This window comes from Streptomyces sp. SAI-170 (assembly GCF_049739565.1).
Classification (GTDB): Bacteria; Actinomycetota; Actinomycetes; order Streptomycetales; family Streptomycetaceae; genus Streptomyces.
The window spans coordinates 4521098-4540382 of the sequence record NZ_JBMGQD010000001.1 but is presented as its reverse complement, the minus strand read 5'-3'; the positions used below and the strand labels follow the sequence as shown (position 1 = coordinate 4540382).

General features: G+C 70.6%; 18 protein-coding genes. 9 read left to right on the top strand and 9 right to left on the bottom strand.

Annotation, left to right across the window (positions count from 1 at the left end; genetic code table 11):
- Nucleotides 1-144: 144 nt before the first annotated feature.
- Nucleotides 145-1953, bottom strand: a complete 1809-nt coding sequence (locus tag RKD23_RS20260; RefSeq protein WP_424854933.1) for a bifunctional metallophosphatase/5'-nucleotidase — start codon at nt 1951-1953, stop codon at nt 145-147.
- Nucleotides 1954-2097: 144 nt separating this feature from the next.
- Here RKD23_RS20260 and mshD point away from each other — a divergent pair, with 144 nt between their 5' ends.
- From mshD to RKD23_RS20240, 4 genes are all read left to right on the top strand, one after another.
- A complete protein-coding gene (gene mshD / locus RKD23_RS20255) occupies nt 2098-3024 on the top strand; it encodes a mycothiol synthase (RefSeq protein WP_424854932.1) in 927 nt (308 codons plus the stop codon).
- A 232-nt stretch (nt 3025-3256) separates the two neighbouring features.
- Entirely contained in the window at nt 3257-5605 is a 2349-nt protein-coding gene (locus RKD23_RS20250; protein WP_424854931.1) for an RNA degradosome polyphosphate kinase, read from the top strand.
- Nucleotides 5586-6659, top strand: a complete 1074-nt coding sequence (locus RKD23_RS20245) for a CHAD domain-containing protein (RefSeq protein ID WP_424854930.1) — start codon at nt 5586-5588, stop codon at nt 6657-6659. The genes RKD23_RS20250 and RKD23_RS20245 overlap by 20 nt, the downstream gene beginning before the upstream one ends.
- Before the next feature lie 30 nt (nt 6660-6689).
- A complete protein-coding gene (locus RKD23_RS20240; RefSeq protein WP_424854929.1) occupies nt 6690-7115 on the top strand; it encodes an NUDIX hydrolase in 426 nt (141 codons plus the stop codon).
- Here RKD23_RS20240 and RKD23_RS20235 read toward each other — a convergent pair.
- Entirely contained in the window at nt 7109-7282 is a 174-nt protein-coding gene (locus RKD23_RS20235) for a hypothetical protein (RefSeq protein ID WP_424854928.1), read from the bottom strand. The two genes, RKD23_RS20240 and RKD23_RS20235, sit on opposite strands and share 7 nt — an antisense overlap.
- Before the next feature lie 145 nt (nt 7283-7427).
- Here RKD23_RS20235 and RKD23_RS20230 point away from each other — a divergent pair, with 145 nt between their 5' ends.
- Entirely contained in the window at nt 7428-8252 is an 825-nt protein-coding gene (locus tag RKD23_RS20230) for a hypothetical protein (RefSeq protein WP_424854927.1), read from the top strand.
- Nucleotides 8253-8352: 100 nt separating this feature from the next.
- On the top strand, nt 8353-8532 hold the full coding sequence (locus RKD23_RS20225) for a hypothetical protein (RefSeq protein ID WP_404041593.1): 180 nt from the start codon (nt 8353-8355) through the stop codon (nt 8530-8532).
- A gap of 30 nt (nt 8533-8562) precedes the next feature.
- On the opposite strand, the gene RKD23_RS20220 is transcribed toward RKD23_RS20225, so the two are convergent.
- A complete protein-coding gene (locus tag RKD23_RS20220; protein WP_404041595.1) occupies nt 8563-8910 on the bottom strand; it encodes a metal-sensitive transcriptional regulator in 348 nt (115 codons plus the stop codon).
- A gap of 232 nt (nt 8911-9142) precedes the next feature.
- Here RKD23_RS20220 and RKD23_RS20215 point away from each other — a divergent pair, with 232 nt between their 5' ends.
- Together RKD23_RS20215 and RKD23_RS20210 are read left to right on the top strand one after the other, a co-directional pair.
- Nucleotides 9143-9763 carry a DUF47 domain-containing protein gene (locus RKD23_RS20215; RefSeq protein WP_399648038.1) on the top strand — a complete coding sequence of 207 codons (621 nt, stop codon included), beginning with the start codon at nt 9143-9145 and terminating at the stop codon, nt 9761-9763.
- A 7-nt stretch (nt 9764-9770) separates the two neighbouring features.
- Nucleotides 9771-10769, top strand: a complete 999-nt coding sequence (locus RKD23_RS20210; RefSeq protein WP_424854926.1) for an anion permease — start codon at nt 9771-9773, stop codon at nt 10767-10769.
- A 565-nt stretch (nt 10770-11334) separates the two neighbouring features.
- Here RKD23_RS20210 and pstB read toward each other — a convergent pair.
- The 4 genes from pstB to pstS form a co-directional block, all read right to left on the bottom strand.
- Nucleotides 11335-12111 carry a phosphate ABC transporter ATP-binding protein PstB gene (pstB, locus tag RKD23_RS20205; RefSeq protein WP_404041599.1) on the bottom strand — a complete coding sequence of 259 codons (777 nt, stop codon included), beginning with the start codon at nt 12109-12111 and terminating at the stop codon, nt 11335-11337.
- A gap of 47 nt (nt 12112-12158) precedes the next feature.
- Nucleotides 12159-13220, bottom strand: a complete 1062-nt coding sequence (gene pstA, locus RKD23_RS20200; RefSeq protein ID WP_424854925.1) for a phosphate ABC transporter permease PstA — start codon at nt 13218-13220, stop codon at nt 12159-12161.
- Complete coding sequence (gene pstC / locus RKD23_RS20195; RefSeq protein ID WP_424854924.1) at nt 13217-14224, bottom strand: phosphate ABC transporter permease subunit PstC; 1008 nt, start codon at nt 14222-14224, stop codon at nt 13217-13219. The genes pstA and pstC overlap by 4 nt, the downstream gene beginning before the upstream one ends.
- Nucleotides 14225-14352: 128 nt before the next feature.
- Nucleotides 14353-15480, bottom strand: a complete 1128-nt coding sequence (gene pstS / locus RKD23_RS20190; RefSeq protein WP_424854923.1) for a phosphate ABC transporter substrate-binding protein PstS — start codon at nt 15478-15480, stop codon at nt 14353-14355.
- 341 nt (nt 15481-15821) lie between these two features.
- Between pstS and RKD23_RS20185 the strand changes: the two genes are divergently transcribed.
- Nucleotides 15822-17399 (top strand): FAD-binding oxidoreductase, encoded by a 1578-nt coding sequence (locus RKD23_RS20185; RefSeq protein ID WP_424854922.1) that lies wholly within the window; start codon nt 15822-15824, stop codon nt 17397-17399.
- Nucleotides 17400-17408: 9 nt separating this feature from the next.
- On the opposite strand, the gene RKD23_RS20180 is transcribed toward RKD23_RS20185, so the two are convergent.
- Entirely contained in the window at nt 17409-18110 is a 702-nt protein-coding gene (locus RKD23_RS20180; protein ID WP_424854921.1) for a phosphatase PAP2 family protein, read from the bottom strand.
- 163 nt (nt 18111-18273) lie between these two features.
- Entirely contained in the window at nt 18274-19281 is a 1008-nt protein-coding gene (locus RKD23_RS20175; RefSeq protein WP_424854920.1) for an NlpC/P60 family protein, read from the bottom strand.
- Nucleotides 19282-19285: the final 4 nt, after the last annotated feature.

Genomic DNA, 19285 nt, shown 5'->3' with positions numbered 1-19285 from the left:
GGCACACACGTGGTGATCACTACGAAGGGTGATCAGTGCACGAATATGCCTCCGGAAGTGTCAATCTCGTGCTGAGAGCTGACAGAAGGGGCCCGGGATGCACACCGCCGCGTGCATCCCGGGCCCCTTCGGGTCAGGCCGGTGTCACTTCACGATCGTGATCCGGTTCGCCGCCGGCACAGCCAGCGGGTTGGTGGCCGATGTCGTGGCCGTCAGGTACTTCTCCAGGGCGGCGAGGTCGTCGGAGCCGACGAGGTCGTTGGTGCCCTGGGCGAGGGTGGGGAAGCCGTCGCCGCCGCCGGCGAGGAAGCTGTTCATCGCGACGCGGTAGACGGCGGTCGGGTTGACGGGCTCGCCGTTGAGCTTGACGGAGTCCGTGACGACGCGGTCCGCGCCCGTCTTGGTCAGGTCCAGGGTGTAGGTGAGGCCGGAGGAGATCTGGAGGATCTTCGGGGAGGCCGTGTTGGAGCCGCTGACCTGCTCCTTGAGGACCTGGATCAGCTGGGCGCCGGTGAGGTCCTGGAGGTTGACCGTGTTGGCGAAGGGCTGGACGGCGAAGGCCTCGGCGTAGGTGACGACGCCGTCGCCCTCGGCGCCCTTGGCGGCGTAGGTGAGGGGCGCGCGGATGCCGCCGGGGTTCATCAGGGCGAGGTCGGTCTCCGGGTCCAGCTCCTTGCCGTGGGCGAGCTGGGCGTCGGCGATGACGTCGCCGAGCGGGGACTCGGTGCCGGCGTTGCCGATGTCGCCGGAGATGTAGCCGATGGGCCGGTTGCCGATGGGCGCGGCCAGCACGTTCCACTTGGCGATCAGGTCCGTCATGTCCTGCGCCTTGGGGACGTCCCGGGTGACCACGTGGTTCGCGGACTTCACCGACGTACGGGCGATGTCACCCGTCCAGCGGTCGTACGTCAGCGTGGTGTCGGTGTAGAGGCGGCCGAAGGACGCGGCCGAGGTGACCATGCGGGGCCTGCCCGACGGGTCCGGGATCGTGCAGACGTACGCGGCGTGCGTGTGGCCGGTGACCAGCGCGTCGACCTTGGGCGTGACGTTCTTCGCGATGTCGACGATCGGGCCGGATATGCCGTCACCGGCGCCCGGGGAGTCGCAGTTGTAGTTGTACGACCCCGACGCCGGGAAGCCGCCCTCGTGGACCAGCGCCACGATCGACTTCACCCCCTGCTTCTGCAGGACGTTGGCGTACTTGTTGATCGTCTCGACCTCGTCCTTGAACTTCAGGCCCTTGACGCCCTCGGCGGAGACGACGCCCGGAGTGTCCTCCAGGGTCACGCCGATGAAGCCGATCTTGACGCCGTTCTTCCGCCACACGGTGTACGGCTTGAGGATCGGGCGGCCGGTCTTCTCGTCCAGGACGTTCGCGGCGAGGTAGGGGAAGTCGGCGCCCTCGAACTCCTCGTCCGAGTAGCAGCCGGCCGTCGGGTGGCAGCCGCCGTACTGCAGACGGCCCAGCTCCCGCGCGCCCTCGTCGAACTCGTGGTTGCCGACCGAGGTGACGTCGAGGTCGAGCTTGTTCAGCGCCTCGATGGTCGGCTCGTCGTGGAACAGGCCCGAGATGAGCGGGGAGGCGCCGACCATGTCGCCGCCGGCGGCGGTGACGGAGTACGCCTGGCCCTCGCGCGCCTTGCGCAGGTGCGTGGCCAGGTACTCGACACCGCCCACGCCGTCGATGGTCTTCACGGTGCCGTCGGGCTGTACCTCGGTGACACGGCCGGAGGAACCGGCCGGCGGCTCCAGGTTGCCGTGCAGGTCGTTGAAGGACAGCAGCTGCACGTCCTGGTAACGGCCCGGGTGCTTACCCGTACGGCCGCCCTCGTCGGCGGTCGCCGTACCGGGCAGCGCGGCGGCGAGCGCGCCGACCGTCGCGAGTCCGGCGGCGGCCGCGAGCAGCCTGTGCGTACGGCGTCTGCGGTGGTGGTGCTGAGAGATGGCAGGCATGCGCCCCCCTGTGGTGCATGTGAGGTGTGGCTCGGTCCGGGCGCAGCCTAGAGTCAACGCGCGTAGCGCGACAGTGCTTTCATGGTTACATCTGGGTTTCCCTTTGCCCCTCCCTCAGGAGCGCCGCCCTTTACCCTCGTAGGCATGACCAGCGACGACTTCGCACGGCCCGGCCGGCCCCGCTCCCTCGAGACCCGTCCCGCGCTCGACGCGGAGCAGACCGACGCCGTGCTCGACCTGCTCGCCGAGGCGGCCCGCAACGACGGCCAACAGGCGGTGTCCGAACAGGGCCGGCTCCAGCTGCGCGGGGGCGAGCGCCCGGGCGTGTCCCATCTGCTGCTCAGCGTCGGCGACGAACTCGTCGGCTACGCCCAGCTGGAGGACACCGACCCCGTCGAGGCGCCGGCCGCCGAGCTGGTCGTCCACCCCGCGCACCGGGGCCACGGACACGGCCGCGCGCTCGGCTCGGCCCTGCTCGCCGCCTCCGGCAAGCGCCTGCGGGTGTGGGCCCACGGCGGGCATCCGGCCGCCCGCCACCTCGCCCAGGTACTGGGTCTCACCCTCTTCCGCGAACTGCGTCAGATGCGGCGCCCGTTGGCCGGCCTCGAACTCCCCGAGCCCGTTCTGCCCGAGAATGTGACGGTACGTACGTTCGTGCCCGGCCAGGACGACGCCGCCTGGCTCGCCGTCAACGCGGCCGCCTTCGCGCACCACCCCGAGCAGGGCTCCCTCACCCAGCGCGACCTCGACGACCGCAAGGCCGAGCCCTGGTTCGACCCGGCCGGCTTCTTCCTCGCCTTCCAGGAGAGCCGGCTGGTCGGCTTCCACTGGACGAAGGTGCACGCCGAGGAGCAGCTCGGCGAGGTCTACGTCGTCGGCGTCTCCCCGCAGGCACAGGGCCTGGGCCTGGGCAAGGCGCTCACCACGATCGGGCTGAACCACCTCGCCGCCCAGGGGCTGCCCACGGCCATGCTCTACGTCGACGCCGACAACAAGGCGGCAGTGGCCGTCTATGAGGGGCTGGGGTTCACGACCCACGAGGCCGACCTGATGTACCGCACGGAGACCTGAGGCTCGCGGGCCGGGGGGCCGGCCCACGGGCGTGGTCGCGCCCCTGATCGCCGTAATCGAATAACCATTCGACGATGACCGGTGGCGACCAGTTGCGACCGGTGGCGACCAGTTGCGACCGGTGGCGACCCGTGGCGAAACGCCCCTCCGATCGTCCGTGATCCGCCCCCCGCTATCCCGAACGCCATGTCTCCGTAACCACCGGTTCAGACACCCTTGCGACGCTCGGCCAATGAACCCCGCCGTGCCAGAGCCTTCGCCGCCTCCCGAGTGGGCCGCCCTCACGCTCCCGCCCGCGACTTCCGACGCGCCTGTCTCACTCCTGGCGCGGAAGAATGGGTCCATGAGCCAGCAGAACACCCAGGCCGAGGCCCAGGTCCAGCACGCGCAGCCCTCCGTCGGCTCCATCGCCGCCCACCGCCCGCACACCGTGGCGGCCGTGGTCTCCGATCTGGAACCCGACCTCGACGCGGACCTCGACGCCTACGAGGAAACGCAGGTGGACGGGGTCCAGCTCCCCCAGGGCCGCTTCCTGGACCGGGAGCGCAGCTGGCTCGCGTTCAACGAACGCGTCCTGGAACTCGCCGAGGACCCGGACACACCGCTGCTGGAACGGGCGAACTTCCTGGCGATCTTCGCGAGCAACCTGGACGAGTTCTTCATGGTCCGGGTGGCCGGCCTGAAGCGCCGTATCGCCACCGGCGTCGCCACCCGCTCCGCCTCCGGACTGCAGCCCGGCCAGGTGCTGGAGATGATCTGGGCCCGCTCGCGCGAGCTGATGGCCCGGCATGCCGCCTGCTTCCACGAGGACGTCGCCCCCGGGCTCGCCGAGGAGGGCATCCACCTGGTCCGCTGGAGCGAGCTGACCGAGAAGGAGCAGGCCCGGCTCTTCACGCTGTTCCGGCACCAGATCTTCCCCGTCCTCACGCCCCTCGCGGTCGACCCCGCGCACCCCTTCCCCTATATCTCCGGCCTGTCGCTGAACCTGGCCGTCGTCGTGCGCAACCCGGTCAGCGGCCACCGGCACTTCGCCCGCGTGAAGGTGCCGCCGCTGCTGTCCCGGTTCCTGGAGTCCAGCCCCGGGCGTTACGTCCCCATCGAGGACGTCATCGCCGCGCACCTGGAAGAGCTGTTCCCGGGCATGGAGGTGCTGGAGCACCACGCCTTCCGCATCACCCGCAACGAGGACCTGGAGGTCGAGGAGGACGACGCCGAGAACCTCCTCCAGGCCCTGGAGAAGGAGCTCATGCGGCGCCGCTTCGGCCCGCCGGTGCGCCTGGAGGTCGAGGAGTCCATCGACCGCGAGGTCCTCGACCTGCTGGTGCGCGAGCTGAAGATCACCGAGGCGGAGGTCTACCCGCTGCCCGGCCCGCTCGACCTGACCGGCCTGTTCCGCATCCACGGCCTGGACCGGCCCGAGCTGAAGTACCCCAAGTTCGTCGCGGGCACCCACCGCGACCTCGCCGAGGTCGAGTCGGCCTCCCCGCCGGACATCTTCGCCGCGCTGCGCAGCCGCGACGTGCTGCTGCACCACCCGTACGACTCGTTCTCCACCTCCGTGCAGGCCTTCCTGGAGCAGGCCGCCGAGGACCCGGACGTGCTGGCGATCAAGCAGACCCTGTACCGCACCTCCGGCGACTCCCCGATAGTCAACGCGCTCATCGACGCCGCCGAGGCCGGCAAGCAGGTCCTCGTCCTGGTCGAGATCAAGGCCCGCTTCGACGAGCACGCCAACATCAAGTGGGCGCGCAAGCTGGAGGAGGCCGGCTGCCATGTGGTCTACGGCCTGGTCGGCCTGAAGACCCACTGCAAGCTGTCGCTGGTGGTCCGCCAGGAGGGCGACACCCTGCGCCGCTACAGCCACGTCGGCACCGGCAACTACCACCCCAAGACGGCCCGCCTGTACGAGGACCTCGGCCTGCTGACGGCCGACCAGCAGGTCGGCGCCGACCTCTCGGACCTCTTCAACCGGCTGTCCGGCTACTCCCGCCGCGAGACCTACCGACGGCTCCTCGTCGCGCCCAAGTCGCTGCGCGACGGCCTGGTCTCGCGGATCAACAAGGAGGTCCAGCACCACAAGGCCGGACGTCCCGCGTACGTCCGTATCAAGGTCAACTCGATGGTCGACGAGGCGGTCATCGACGCCTGCTACCGCGCGTCCCAGGCGGGCGTGCCGGTCGATGTGTGGGTGCGCGGCATCTGCGCGCTGCGCCCCGGGGTCGCGGGCCTGTCGGAGAACATCCGGGTCCGCTCGGTCCTCGGCCGCTTCCTTGAGCACTCCCGGGTCTTCGCCTTCGGCAACGGCGGCGAGCCCGAGGTGTGGATCGGCAGCGCCGACATGATGCACCGCAACCTCGACCGCCGTATAGAGGCGCTGGTCCGGGTCGTCGACCCCAGCCACCGCGCCTCCCTCAACCGGCTGCTGGAGTCCGGCATGTCCAGCGCCACGGCCTCCTGGCACCTGGGGGCGGACGGCGAGTGGACCCGGCACGCGGTCGACGCGGAGGGCCAGCCCCTGAGGAACATCCAGGAGATGCTCATAGACGCCCGGAGGCGCCGGCGTGGCACAGCAACACCTTGAACCGACGGACCCGTTGGCCCGCCCGGTGACCGAAGAGGCCCTCGCGGGCTATCTCCGGGCCCAGGCCACGGAGTTCCTGCGCGCGCTGCGCCAGCACCGGGAGACCGGGGCGGGTGGGGGCGCCCCCGCGCGGGCCCGGTCGGGCGTGGGGGACAGCGGTTCGCCGGAGTCCGTCCGAGCGGCGCGCGCCCTGCGCCGCTCGGCCCGCCGCATCAGCGGCAGCCTGCACACCTACCGTCCCCTCCTGGAGGCCGACTGGTCGGAGGGCATGCGCCCCGAACTCGCCTGGCTGTCCGGCACCCTGGCGCTGGAGCACGCCTGCTCCGCCCGCCTGGAGCGGCTGCTGGCCGCGCTGCACCGGCTGTCGGGCTCGGGGGCCCTGCCCGCCCAGCCCGGCCTCCCCGGCGGCGCCCCGCCCGCCCCCGAGCGCGGCAACCTCACCGTGGGCGCGGCCAAGGCGGGCGCCCTGCTCGACCGGCAGCTCACCCTCGCCCGCACCCGGGCCCACTCCACCGCCCTGCAGGCGCTGGGCAGCAGCCGCTTCCACGCGGTCGCCGACAAGGTCGCCTTACTGGCCAGCGAGGTGCCGCTCACCCCGGCCGCCGCCGGCACCGACCTGCGGGCACTGGCCGCGGCGGCCGAGGAGCGGCTCACGGACGCGGTCGCCGCGCTGCCGCTGGTCACCGCGGGCAGCCCGTACAACGCGGAGGCCCTGGTGCACGGCCTGTCCCCGGACCCGGCCCCGCACCCCCAGGACGCCCCCTGGCACCAGGTCCGCCTGCTGCTGCGCCTGCACCGGTACGCCCGTGAGGTGCTGGAGGGCCAGGACGCGCCGGTGGACGTACGCCTGCTCGCCGCCGGGCAGGCCCTGAACCGCCACCGGGACGCCTCGGAGGCGGCCGCGGCCGCGGCACAGGCCGCCCGCACCCCGCGGATCGCCCCGGCGACGGCGTACGCCCTGGGCGTGCTGCACGCCGATCAGCGGCACGAGGTGGAGGCGGCACGGTTCGCCTTCCAGCAGTCCTGGCAGAAGCAGACGGTGGCGGCGCCCTGAGGCGCGCGCACGGAAGGCGGTGACGGGCAGGTGTCCACCCCGGAAGAGAACTCCGTTGTCCTCGCGGCCGGTTGCGTCCTGTGGCGGCGGTCCCCGGCCGACGGGGAGCTGGAGATCTGTCTGGTGCACCGCCCCAAGTACGACGACTGGTCGCACCCCAAGGGCAAGCTCAAGCGCGGCGAGGACGCCCTCGCGGGCGCGCTGCGCGAGGTGGTGGAGGAGACGGGCTGCACGGCCCGCCCCGGCACGGAACTGGCCCCCGTCCACTACCTCGCGGGCGACCGCCCCAAGCAGGTCCGTTACTGGGCGGCCGAGGCCACCGGCGGCGGCTTCGTCCCCACCAACGAGGTCGACCGCATCCTCTGGCTCCGCCCGGACACAGCCCGACGCCGCCTGACCCAGCCGCGCGACCGGGAGCTGGTCACCGAGCTGCTGCGCGCGGTCGGGGTTCACTGACCGGCCTCGTGGCCCTCCGCGTCCGTACGGGCAAGACTCCGCGCCCGGCGGGCCGGGCCGCGCCAGCCGCAGATGCAGCGGGCCACACAGAAGGGCCCTTGTTCGACGGTGGTCGTACGGTGCTCGACGGGATTCTGAGTGGGCGCGAGGCGCTCCTGCTGCGTCACACCGACCACGGTACCCAGGCAGGGTGAACAGCAGGCGTCCCGTGCCTCAGGCTCCCGCCGAGGACCGCGTGACGGCACTCCCTACCCGTCGTTAACCGTCACGAGAGGCGGCCCTTGACGGACCACGGCTTGGGGTAGGCAGGCGATGGCGGAGCGGCAGCACGGCAGGGCGGGCGGGACGGTCGTGGCGGCGGGGCTCATGGCCTGTGTCTGTCTCGGCGCCTCCGGATGCGGGAGCCGCGGTTCGGCCGCCGAGGACCCGGTGCACGCCCTGCACGAGGCCGCCGACGCGCTGGTGGACGCCAAGAGTTCCAAGGCGCGTACGTCGATGGAGATGGCGACGGGCGGCACCCGGGTCACCATCCGCGGCGAAGGCGTCTACGACTACACCCGGCAGCTCGGCAGACTCCGGGTGCTGCTGCCGCAGGACCCGGCCGGCCGGGTCGCGCACCGGCCGATCACCGAACTCCTCGCGCCGGGCGCGCTGTTCATGAAGAACCGGGGCGCGGGCGTGCCGGCCGACAAGTGGGTGCGGGTGGAGACGGCGACGCTGTCCGACGGGAATCTGGTCACCGGCGGGGCCACCGACCCGTTCGCGGCGGCCGAGGTGCTGCGCGGCACCCGCTCGGCGACGTTCGTCGGCACGACCGACCTCGCGGGCACCGAGGTGTGGCACTACCGGGGCACGGCCGACCTGTCGGCGGCGGCGCGCGGCGCCTCCGGGGGTACGCGGGACTCCCTCGCGGCAGCGGCGAAAGGGTTCGCCACGGCCGTGGTGCCGTTCGACGTGTTCCTCGACGAAGAGGGCCGCATCCGCAAGATCCGGCACCGCTTCAGCTTCGTCAACGGCCGCCACCAGGCAACGGTGGCCGTCGCCTCGACGACCCTGCTGTACGACTTCGGCACCCCGGCACAGGTCCGTCTGCCGGCCGAGGAGGACATCTACGCGGGCCGGATCGCGGAGGAGTGAAAGCGCGGCCCCGCTTGTATGAGAACTAGCCCGTCCGTGCCATGCGCGGTGCGTAGGCCGCTCCCTACTCTAGGAAGCCGGTGACGGCGGAGAAGAGGTGATGCGCGTGGCTCCGGTCGGCGGTACGGCGGTGCAGGACCACGTGGCCCTCGCCGAGATCGAACTGTGCGGGGAGCTGATCATCGCGGCGTCGGCGGCCGATGTGGAGCGGCTCAGCCTGGACTGCATCGACGAGGTGCTCAGGGTCGCCGAGGAGAGAGAGGCGACGGCGGACGGCTGAAAAGCGCCGCCCGCCGCGAGACCCACCGGCTCAGGTGCGCAGCATCCGCCCGATCGCCTTGGTGGCCTCCTCCACCTTCGCGTCGATCTCGTCGCCGCCCTTGAGGGCCGCGTCGGCCACGCAGTGCCGCAGGTGTTCGTCGAGCAGCTGCAGCGCGAAGGACTGCAGCGCCTTGGTGGAGGCGGACACCTGCGTGAGTATGTCGATGCAGTAGACGTCCTCGTCGACCATGCGCTGCAGGCCGCGGATCTGGCCCTCGATCCGCCGCAGGCGCTTGAGGTGCTCGTCCTTCTGCTTGTGGTACCCGTGCACTCCATGGTCGTGGTCGGTCCCCACGGCCTCGGCGGACGCCTCGGCGCCGGCCTCGGTGGTCGTCATCACGGCCTCCCAATCAAGACGAGCTTGGTCATATACCCCCTGCGGGTATATGGTACCGAATTTCGCGGGTATGAGGGCCCTGTGTCCGACACCACGTTGTCCACGGCTTGCCCCGCCCGCCTGCCGATAACTCTGCCTGATGGGCGACACTGGGGGACGGCCCGTTAGCCGTGGCCGAATGTTGCGCCTAGCATCAGCCTGACCGAAACCGAAGCACCCCGAGGACCCCAACGTGCGCTTTCGTCTGACCCCCAGGGAGACGAGCTTCTACGACATGTTCGCCGCCTCCGCGGACAACATCGTCACGGGCTCGAAGCTCCTCATGGAACTGCTCGGGGCGGACACCTCCGCCCGGGCCGAGATCGCAGAGCGTATGCGGGCCGCGGAACACGCCGGTGACGACGCCACGCACGCGATCTTCCACCAGCTGAACTCCTCGTTCATCACGCCCTTCGACCGCGAGGACATCTACTCCCTCGCGTCCTCCCTCGACGACATCATGGACTTCATGGAGGAGGCCGTCGACCTGGTCGTCCTCTACAACGTCGAGGAACTGCCCAAGGGCGTCGAGCAGCAGATCGAGGTCCTCTCGCGCGCGGCGGAGCTGACCGCCGAGGCCATGCCCAACCTGCGCACGATGGACAACCTCACGGAGTACTGGATCGAGGTCAACCGGCTGGAGAACCAGGCCGACCAGATCCACCGCAAGCTCCTCGCCCACCTCTTCAACGGCAAGTACGACGCCATCGAGGTCCTGAAGCTCAAGCAGATCGTGGACGTCCTCGAAGAGGCCGCCGACGCGTTCGAGCACGTGGCCAACACGGTGGAGACCATCGCGGTCAAGGAGTCCTGACCCGTCCATGGACACCTTCGCGCTTGTCGTGACCATCGCGGTCGCACTCGGCTTCACGTACACCAACGGCTTCCACGACTCCGCCAACGCCATCGCCACCTCCGTGTCGACCCGGGCCCTCACGCCCCGCGCGGCGCTCGCGATGGCCGCGGTGATGAACCTCGCGGGTGCCTTCCTCGGCCAAGGGGTCGCGCACACCGTCAGCAAGGGCCTGATCGAGACACCCACGGGTGACAAGGGGATGGGCATCCTCTTCGCCGCGCTCGTCGGCGCGATCGTCTGGAACCTCGTCACCTGGTACTTCGGTCTTCCCTCGTCCTCCTCGCACGCGCTGTTCGGCGGCATGGTGGGCGCGGCGCTCGCAGGCGGCACGGACGTCATCTGGTCGGGCGTCCTGGAGAAGATCGTCATCCCCATGTTCGTGTCACCCGTGGTCGGCCTCATCGCCGGCTACCTGGTCATGACCGCGATCATGTGGATCTTCCGCCGGGCCAACCCCCACAAGGCCAAGCGCGGCTTCCGCATCGCCCAGACCGTCTCGGCGGCCGGCATGGCACTCGGCCATGGTCTCCAGGACGCCCAGAAGACGATGGGCATCGTCGTGATGGCCCTCGTCATCGCGGACGTCCAGGGCGCCGACGACCCGATCCCCGTCTGGGTCAAGATCGCCTGCGCCGTGATGCTCTCCCTCGGCACGTATGCCGGTGGCTGGCGCATCATGCGTACGCTGGGGCGCAAGATCATCGAGCTCGATCCTCCGCAGGGGTTCGCCGCGGAGACCACCGGCGCGTCGATCATGTTCACCACGGCCTTCCTCTTCAAGGCCCCTATCTCCACCACCCATGTCATCACCTCCGCGATCATGGGCGTCGGCGCCACCAAGCGCGTGAACGCCGTCCGCTGGGGCGTGGCCAAGAACATCGTCCTGGGCTGGTTCATCACCATGCCGGCAGCAGCCGCCGTCGCGGCCTGCGCCTTCGGCCTGGTGCACCTGGCCTTCCTGTAGCGCCAACCCACCCGTCCCTTTCCCGCCGTACGAGACTGCGGGCCGCCCTGGGCCGATCGCGCAGTTCCCCGCGCCCCTAGAGGACGTGGGCCCTTCCCGCCGTATGCGACTGCCGGCCGCCGTCGGCTGGTCGCGCAGTTCCCCGCGCCCCTAAGGGCACGACCGCCAGCCCCGTACAACCGCAAGCAACCACGGCCGGAGGGCAACGCAGCCAGCCGCGTACGGCGGGAAGCCACACGCACGGTCGGCGTCGGCCAGTCGCGGACGGCGGGGAGGGGACGGGACGGGGGGTTGTCCGCCCGCAGCGGCCGGCGGAAACCCAGTTCGACCCCCGTAGCCGACCAGATCGCCGGACCGAGGACGGACAACCCCCCGGCCCGGCCCCGGCCCACCACCGAACCGGATGCGCTACGTCAGCCCCCACCGGACGGCGACGGGCCGCCGCAGGCATCCAGCCGCAGGGAACGAGAACGGGCCCGCCCCCCGGGAGCCAGGGGGCGGGCCCTCTTCTGCCTCGCGGTGGCACCGCCATGCAGCACCGCGAGGGGTTCAGGGGAGCGACGGCTCAGCCGAAGCGGCCGGAGATGTAGTCCTCGGTGGCCTGGACGGACGGGTTGGAGAAGATCCGCTCGGTGTCGTCGATCTCGATGAGACGCCCCGGCTGCCCCACGGCCGCGAGGTTGAAGAACGCCGTCCGGTCGGAGACACGCGCCGCCTGCTGCATGTTGTGCGTCACGATGACGATCGTGAAGCGCTCCTTCAGCTCACCGATGAGGTCCTCGATCGCGAGCGTCGAGATCGGGTCCAGCGCCGAGCACGGCTCGTCCATCAGCAGCACGTTCGGCTCGACAGCGATCGCCCGAGCGATGCACAGCCGCTGCTGCTGACCACCCGAAAGACCGGACCCCGGCTTGTTCAGCCGGTCCTTCACCTCGTTCCAGAGGTTCGCCCCCTTCAGCGACTTCTCCACGATGTCGCTGAGCTCGCTCTTCTTGTAGTTCCCGTTCAGCCGCAGCCCCGCCGCCACGTTGTCGAAGATCGACATCGTCGGGAACGGGTTCGGCCGCTGGAACACCATGCCGACCTCACGCCGCACGGACACCGGGTCGATCCCCGCCCCGTACAGGTCCTCGTCGTCCAGCAGCACCTTGCCCTCGACCCGCCCGCCGGCCGTGACCTCGTGCATCCGGTTCAGCGTGCGCAGGAACGTCGACTTGCCGCACCCGGACGGGCCGATGAAGGCCGTCACCGAGCGGGGCTCGACCGTCATCGAGATGTCCTCGATCGCCTTGTGGGACCCGTAGTAGGCGGTCAGTCCGCTTACGTCGATTCGCTTGGCCATGTCTACTTCACTTCCGATACGTCTTGGTCAGTCGCCGATTGGCCGCGTCAGCGACCGGTCTTCGGGGCCTTCCAGCGGGCGATCCCACGGGCCACCAGGTTGAGGATCATCACGAACGCGATCAGCGTCAGAGACGCAGCCCAGGCACGGTCGTACGCCGCGGAGGACTGGCTCTGCTGATACTGCTGGTAGATGTACAGCGGCAGCGACGCCTGCGCGCCCTCGAAGGGGTTGGCGTTGATGAACGGGTTGCCGAACACCAGCAGCAGCACCGGCGCGGTCTCACCGGCGATACGCGCGACGGCGAGCATGATGCCGGTCGTGATACCGCCGATCGCGGTCGGCAGGACCACCTTCAGGATCGTCCGCCACTTCGGCACGCCCAGCGCGAGGGACGCCTCCCGCAGCTCGTTCGGGACGAGCTTGAGCATCTCCTCGGTGGAGCGCACCACCACCGGCATCATCAGGATGGCCAGGGCGAGCGAGCCGGCGAAGCCGAAGGGCTGCATGTCCCACATCAGCATCAGGCTGAGGATGAACAGACCGGCGACGATCGACGGGATGCCGGTCATCACGTCGACGAAGAAGGTGATGGACCGGGCCAGGTTGCCCCGCCCGTACTCGACCAGGTAGATCGCGGTGAGCACACCGATCGGCGCGCCGATCGCGGTGGCGAGACCCACCTGCTCCAGGCTGCCGAGGATGGCGTGGTAGATGCCGCCGCCCACCTCGGAGTCGGCGACCACACCCATGGAGTGGGTCAGGAAGTAGACGTCGAGGACCTTGACGCCGCGCTCGACGGTCGCCCAGATCAGCGACGCGAGCGGCACGATCGCGAGCAGGAAGGCGACCCACACCACGGACGTGGCGACGCGGTCCTTGGCCTGCCGCTTGCCCTCGACGCGCGCGGCGATGGCGAACGTACCGAGGACGAAGAGAGTCGCGGCGATCAGGCCCCACTGAATACGGCTGTCCAGGCCGGCGCCGAGGCCGATGCCCACGGCGACGGCCACGGAGCCCACGGCGATGGCCCAGGGGGACCACTTGGGCAGGCTGGCCCCGCGCAGGGTGCTGGGGCGCTTGTCGGTTGCGACGGCTGCGTGGCTCATGCGTTGGCCCCCGAGTACTCCTTGCGGCGGGCGATGATCGCGCGGGCCGCGCCGTTGACCAGCAGGGTGATGACGAACAGCACCAGACCGGAGGCGATGAGCGCGTCACGGCCGAAGGGCGTCGCCTCGTTGAACTTGCCGGCGATGTTCTGGGCGAAGGTGCCGCCGCCCGGGTTCAGCAGGCTGGTCTCGATGGTGAAGCTCGGGGAGAGCACGGTGGCGACGGCCATGGTCTCGCCGAGCGCACGGCCGAGGCCGAGCATCGAGGCGGAGATCACGCCGGAGCGGCCGAAGGGCAGGACGGCCATGCGGATGACCTCCCAGCGCGTGGCGCCGAGGGCCAGCGCGGCCTCCTCGTGCATCTGCGGGACCTGCCGGAAGACCTCGCGGCTCACGTTGGTGATGATCGGCAGGATCATGATCGCGAGCAGGATGCCGACGGTGAGCATCGAGCGGGGCGCGCCGCCCTGCCACTCGAAGACGCCGGTCCAGCCGAGGTAGTCGTCCAGCCAGCCGTACAGGCCGTTCATGTGCGGGACGAGGACCAAGGCGCCCCACAGGCCGTACACGATGGACGGCACGGCGGCGAGCAGGTCGACCACGTAGGCGATGGGACCGCTCAGCCGGCGGGGGGCGTAGTGGGTGAGGAACAGCGCGATGGCGACGGCGACCGGGACCGCGATGACCATGGCGATGACCGAGGAGACGATCGTGCCGAAGGCCAGGACGGCGATACCGAAGACGGGCGGCTGGAGGTTGGTGTTCCACTCGAAGGTGGTCAGGAAGTTGCCCTCGTCCTCACCGATGGCGAGGAACGCCCGGTAGGTGAGGAAGACAGCGATCGCGGCCATGATCGCGAGCAGCAGGATGCCGGAGCCGCGGGAGAGACCGAGGAAGATGCGGTCTCCGGGGCGGGTGGCGCCGCGCGCGTTGCGCTTCTGCTCGACCGGGCTCGGCTGTGGGGAGGGGGGAGGAACGTAGGTGTTCTGCGTGGTGGTGTCCATCGGGTTCTCCGGTCTGCGGAGCCGTCCGCGAAGGGCGGCTCGTGGGGCCGTACGCGATGTGCGGCCCCGGGCGGCGGTGCACCGGACGGTGCGGTCCGGTCCCGGGTGGGGACCGGACCGCACCGGGGTCAGCTCAGCTCTTCGATGGTCGTGCGGACCTTGGCGATGATCTCGGCCGGGATCGGCGCGTAGTCGTTGTCGACGAGGACCTTCTGGCCGTCCTCGCTGGCGAGGTAGCGCAGGAACGCCTTGGTGGTGGGCAGCGTGTCGGCCTTGTTGCCCTTGTCGCAGGCGATCTCGTACGTGACGAGGGTGATCGGGTAGGCGCCCTCGGCCTTGGTCTTGTAGTTCAGCTCCAGGGCGAGGTCCTTGCCCGTGCCGACGACCTTGGCGTCCGCGATGGCCTTGGTGGCGCTGTCGGTGGAGGCCTTGACCGGCGCGGCGGCACCCGTGTCGAGGGCGACGGTGGACATCTCCTTGGCGTAGGAGAGCTCCATGTAGCCGATGGCGCCGGAGTTCTGCTTCACCTGCTGGGCGATGCCCGCGGAGCCGGAGGCCGCCTGGCCGCCCTTGGCCTGCCAGGCCTTGCCGCCCTCGTACTTCCAGTTCTCCGGGGTGGTGGCGATGAGGTACTTGGTGAAGTTGTCCGTGGTGCCGGAGTCCTCGGCACGGTGGAACGCCTGGATCTTCAGGTCGGGCAGCTTGGCGTCGGGGTTGAGCGCCTTGATGGCCTTGTCGTTCCAGTTGGTGATCTTGCTGTCGAAGATCTTCGCCAGGGTCGGCGCGTCCAGGACGAGGTTGTCGACGCCCGGGATGTTGTAGCTGACCGCGATCGGGCCGCCGACCATCGGCAGGTCGATGCCCTGACCGCCCTTGCAGACCTGCTTGGAGGCGGTGATCTCCTCGGGCTTCAGCGCGGAGTCAGAGCCGGCGAAGGCGACCTGGCCCTGGGTGAACGCGGTCACACCGGCGCCGGAGCCGCTGCCCTTGTAGTTGATCTGGACGCCGTTGCAGGCCTGCGTGAACGCCTTCACCCAGGCGTCGATCGCGTTCTTCTGCGCGGACGAGCCGTCGGCCAGCAGCTGGCCCTTGGCGTCGTCGCACTTGATGGCACCGGCGGCGGCGCTCGTGCCGGCGCTGCCACCGTCGCTCTTGTTGCCGGTGTCGTCGGAGCCGCACGCCGTGAGGGCCAGGGCGCCGGAGACCGCGAGAGCACCGAGGGTGAGGGCCCGCCGGTTCATGCGCTGAAGCTTCACTTTCGGGAATTCCTTCCAGGAGCCGCCGTCCTGATCGGCGGCGTGCGAAGTCTGAGCGGCGTGAGCGGCACTGGGCGCGCCCTCACCGGGTAAGGCCGAAATTAGGCAGAACAGGTGAAGCCGCCGATGGCCGGAAGTGAACGGGGGGTGAACCCCTGCGGTCGGTGCGGTTAGGTCACGGAATGCTCACAGGGAGGGCACGTGGAGGTACCGGAGCAAGTCGGCCCCACCGCACCGGCGGCTCCTTCCACAGCGCGGCGGAAGCGCGACGTCCGGGCGGGAACCCGGCGCCCCGCGGGCCCGTCTCGTTCCACAGGGACCGGAGCGACACGGAGGCGGACATGGAACGGCGTACGTTCATCTCAGGAGGCGTCGCCGCCCTCGCGGCGGCCACGTCGGTCGCCTGCACCGGCGGCACCGGCACGGCCCGCCCGGGCGGCACGTCCGCCTCTGCCTCTCCTACGCTGCTGTCGTCGGGTACGGCGATGACGACGACCGGCGCCTCCTCGGCCGCGGCCGGCTGGGCCGCCCTGGCCCGCGACCTCGACGGCTCGCTGATCCGCCCGGGCGACGCCTCCTGGGCGGCGGCCCGGCAGCTGTACAACACCCGCTTCGACGGGCTGAAGCCCGCCGCGGTCGCCTACGTCGCCCACACGGCCGACATCCGCACCGTCCTGTCGTACGCCAAGGCCCATGACCTGCGCGTGGCGATCCGCAACGGCGGCCACTCCTACGCGGGCTGGTCCTCCGGCAACGGGCGGCTGATCATCGACGTCTCCAAGCTGAGCCGGGTACGCGCGAGCGGCGGTGAGGCGGTGGTCGGGGCCGGCGCGAAGCTGATCGACGTCTACCGGGCGCTGGCCGCACGCGGTACGACGATCCCGGCGGGCTCCTGCCCGACGGTCGGCGTGTCCGGTCTTGTGCTGGGCGGCGGACACGGCGTGGTCTCCCGGGCGTACGGGCTGACCTGCGACAGCCTCACCCAGGCCACCCTGGTCACCGCGGACGGCCGGCAGCTCGTCGCGAACGCCCGCGACAACAAGGACCTCTTCTGGGCGCTGCGCGGCGCGGGCAACGGCAACTTCGGCGTCGTCACCGAGCTGCGCTTCCGCACCCACCCGGCCCCGCAGGCGGTGTCGGCGTACATGACCTGGCCGTGGTCGAAGGCGGCCGCGGTGGTGAAGGCCTGGCAGGAGTGGGGGCCGAGCCAGCCCGACGAGATCTGGTCGTCGCTGCACCTGGCGAACGCGGCCGGCGGCACCCCGACGGTCTCCGTCGCGGCGTTCTCCCTCGGCACCTACGGCGAGCTGCAGAACGCGGTGGACCGCCTGGCCGACCGCATCGGCGCCTCGGCGACGAGCGTGTCGCTGCGCCGCCGCAGTTACGAGGAGGCGATGGAGGTGTACGCGGGCTGCTCGTCCTTCGCGACCGACGCCCAGTGCCATCTGCCGGGCTCGACGCCCGGCCGCTCCCCGCGGGGCGCGCTGGGCCGTGAGACGTACGCCGCCCGCTCGGACTTCTTCGACCGCTCCCTCTCCGCGGCCGGCATCCGCACGCTGCTGTCGCAGATCCGCTCGGTGCGGGGCGGCACCGGCAGCATCGCCCTGACCGCGCTGGGCGGGGCGGTCAACCGGGTCTCCCCGACGGCGACGGCCTTCGTGCACCGCCGCTCCCGGATGCTGGCCCAGTACATCGGCGCCTGGCGCGCCGGCACCTCCGGCAGCACGGCCCAGTCCTGGCTCACCGAGGCCCACCACGCCATGCGCCCCTACGCCTCGGGCGCCGCGTACCAGAACTACACCGACCCGACCCTGACGAACTGGCGCAAGGCGTACTACGGGGACGCGGCGCCGCGCCTGGCGCAGCTGAAGAAGCAGTACGACCCGGAGCGGGTGTTCACCTATCCCCAGGCGCTGTAGGGCCGGCTTCTAGGCGGCGAGGTCCCGCTCGGTGCCGGAGGCGGGCTCCGTGCGGGTGCCCGGGAGCAGGGCGCCCTGCTGGGACGATCTGCTGCGGATCAGCCACCCGGCCCGCGGGGAGCGCCCGATCGCCCGGGTCAGCGGGGTGAGCAGGGCCATCGCGAGGGGCGACAGCAGCAGGGCCACCGCGGTGCCGAGGGCGAAGCCGCCGATGACGTCGGTCGGGTAGTGCACGCCCATGTACACCCGGCAGAAGCCCTCCAGCAGGGCGAGCCCTATGCCGACGAGCCCGAAGCGGCGGTTGGCGACGAACAGGGCGACCGCCATGGCCATGGTGAGCGTGGCGTGGTCGCTGACGAAGGAGAAGTCGTCCTTGCCGGACACCAGGACCTCCAGGCCCTGGTGGTCGCGGAACGGGCGGGGCCGCTCGACGAAGCCTCTTATCGGTACGTTGACCAGGACGGCGATCCCGGCCGCGAGCGGCGCCCACAGCAGCGCGGCCGCGGAGGAGGCGGCCTCGTCGGCGTCCGCGCGGCGGCGCCCGGTCCACCAGCACCACAGCACGAGCAGCACCATGGCGAACAGCAGACCGTACTCACCGACGTACTCCATGACCTTGTCGAACCAGTGCGGTGCGTCCTTGGCCAGGCCGTTGATGTCGTAGAGCAGCTCGACGTCGGGGTTCGACCCGGATTGCGCGAGTCCAGCCATGGTGCAGCGGCCCCTTCGTCGTACTGGCGTCTGGATCTGTCAACAGGAACGCACGGCCCCCACTGGTTCGTTCCACACTCCACTGAATGATCACGCAGACGTTATCGAAGAGAGACCCATCACCGCAGCTCAGGGGAGGGATTCACCCTCGGTTCACCCTGTTTCAGACACCCGTCGGCAACGCTTTCGCGCCATCCGCCGTCACCCGCGTCGCACCGAAGTACTTCGCGGTGTCGATCGGGTCGAACCGGATCACCGCCCCCGTGCGCGGCGCGTCGATCATGTAACCGCCGCCGACGTAGATCCCCACGTGATCGATGGCCCGCGAGTTGTACGGATCGGTCGAGAAGAACACCAGGTCACCGGGCAGCAACTCGTCCCGCCCCGGATGCGGCCCCGCGTTGTACTGATCATTGGCCACCCGCGGCAGAGTGATCCCCACACTCTCGTACGCCGCCTTCGTCAGCCCCGAACAGTCGAACCGACCCCCCTGCTCGGGCGTCCCGTTCCCACCCCACAGATAGGGCGTCCCGAGCTTGCTCTGCGCGAAGTGAATGGCGCCGGCGGCTTGCTGGGAGGGGGCTACTCGGGTGGTGGGGGCGGCGAAGCTCGCCTGAAGGGTCGTGATGGTCTTCACGTAGTTCTGCGTCTCGCTGTACGGCGGCACGCCCCCGTACTTGATCACCGCGTACGCCCCCGCGTTGTAGGCGGCGAGCATGTTCTTGGTGGCGTCCCCGGGCACGTCCTCGACGTACTTGGCGAGCGTGCAGTCGTAGGAGGCCGCCGAGGGGATCGCGTCCTGGGGGTCCCACACGTCCCGGTCGCCGTCCCCGTCGCCGTCCACGCCGTGCGTGGCCCAGGTGCCGGGGATGAACTGCGCGATGCCCTCGGCCTTCGCCGGGCTCTTGGCGTTCGGGTCGAAGCCGCTCTCCTGGTACAGCTGGGCGGCGAGCAGAGAGGGGCTGATGGCGGGGCAGAGGTTGCCCCACCGCTGCACCAGGCTCTGATACGCGGCGGGCACCGCGCCCTTGGCCAGCGCCCGCCCCCCACCCCCGACGCCGTTCACCAGGTTCCCGGCGACGATGTACACGCCCACCACGAGCAGCATCACGAAGCCGAGCCCGCCCGCGACTGCGGCACCCGCCACGACCCACGCCTTACGCACCGTCAACCGC

What these genes read in the sequence shown, in the direction of transcription:
- RKD23_RS20260 (WP_424854933.1), bottom strand. Translation starts at nt 1,953, where the DNA reads ATGCCTGCCATCTCTCAGCACCACCACCGCAGACGCCGTACGCACAGG.
- pstB (WP_404041599.1), bottom strand. Translation starts at nt 12,111, where the DNA reads ATGGCCAAGCGAATCGACGTAAGCGGACTGACCGCCTACTACGGGTCC.
- pstC (WP_424854924.1), bottom strand. Translation starts at nt 14,224, where the DNA reads ATGGACACCACCACGCAGAACACCTACGTTCCTCCCCCCTCCCCACAG.
- RKD23_RS20210 (WP_424854926.1), top strand. Translation starts at nt 9,771, where the DNA reads ATGGACACCTTCGCGCTTGTCGTGACCATCGCGGTCGCACTCGGCTTC.
- pstA (WP_424854925.1), bottom strand. Translation starts at nt 13,220, where the DNA reads ATGAGCCACGCAGCCGTCGCAACCGACAAGCGCCCCAGCACCCTGCGC.
- RKD23_RS20225 (WP_404041593.1), top strand. Translation starts at nt 8,353, where the DNA reads ATGCGCGTGGCTCCGGTCGGCGGTACGGCGGTGCAGGACCACGTGGCC.
- RKD23_RS20180 (WP_424854921.1), bottom strand. Translation starts at nt 18,110, where the DNA reads ATGGCTGGACTCGCGCAATCCGGGTCGAACCCCGACGTCGAGCTGCTC.
- RKD23_RS20250 (WP_424854931.1), top strand. Translation starts at nt 3,257, where the DNA reads ATGAACCCCGCCGTGCCAGAGCCTTCGCCGCCTCCCGAGTGGGCCGCC.
- RKD23_RS20230 (WP_424854927.1), top strand. Translation starts at nt 7,428, where the DNA reads ATGGCGGAGCGGCAGCACGGCAGGGCGGGCGGGACGGTCGTGGCGGCG.
- RKD23_RS20220 (WP_404041595.1), bottom strand. Translation starts at nt 8,910, where the DNA reads ATGACGACCACCGAGGCCGGCGCCGAGGCGTCCGCCGAGGCCGTGGGG.
- RKD23_RS20185 (WP_424854922.1), top strand. Translation starts at nt 15,822, where the DNA reads ATGGAACGGCGTACGTTCATCTCAGGAGGCGTCGCCGCCCTCGCGGCG.
- mshD (WP_424854932.1), top strand. Translation starts at nt 2,098, where the DNA reads ATGACCAGCGACGACTTCGCACGGCCCGGCCGGCCCCGCTCCCTCGAG.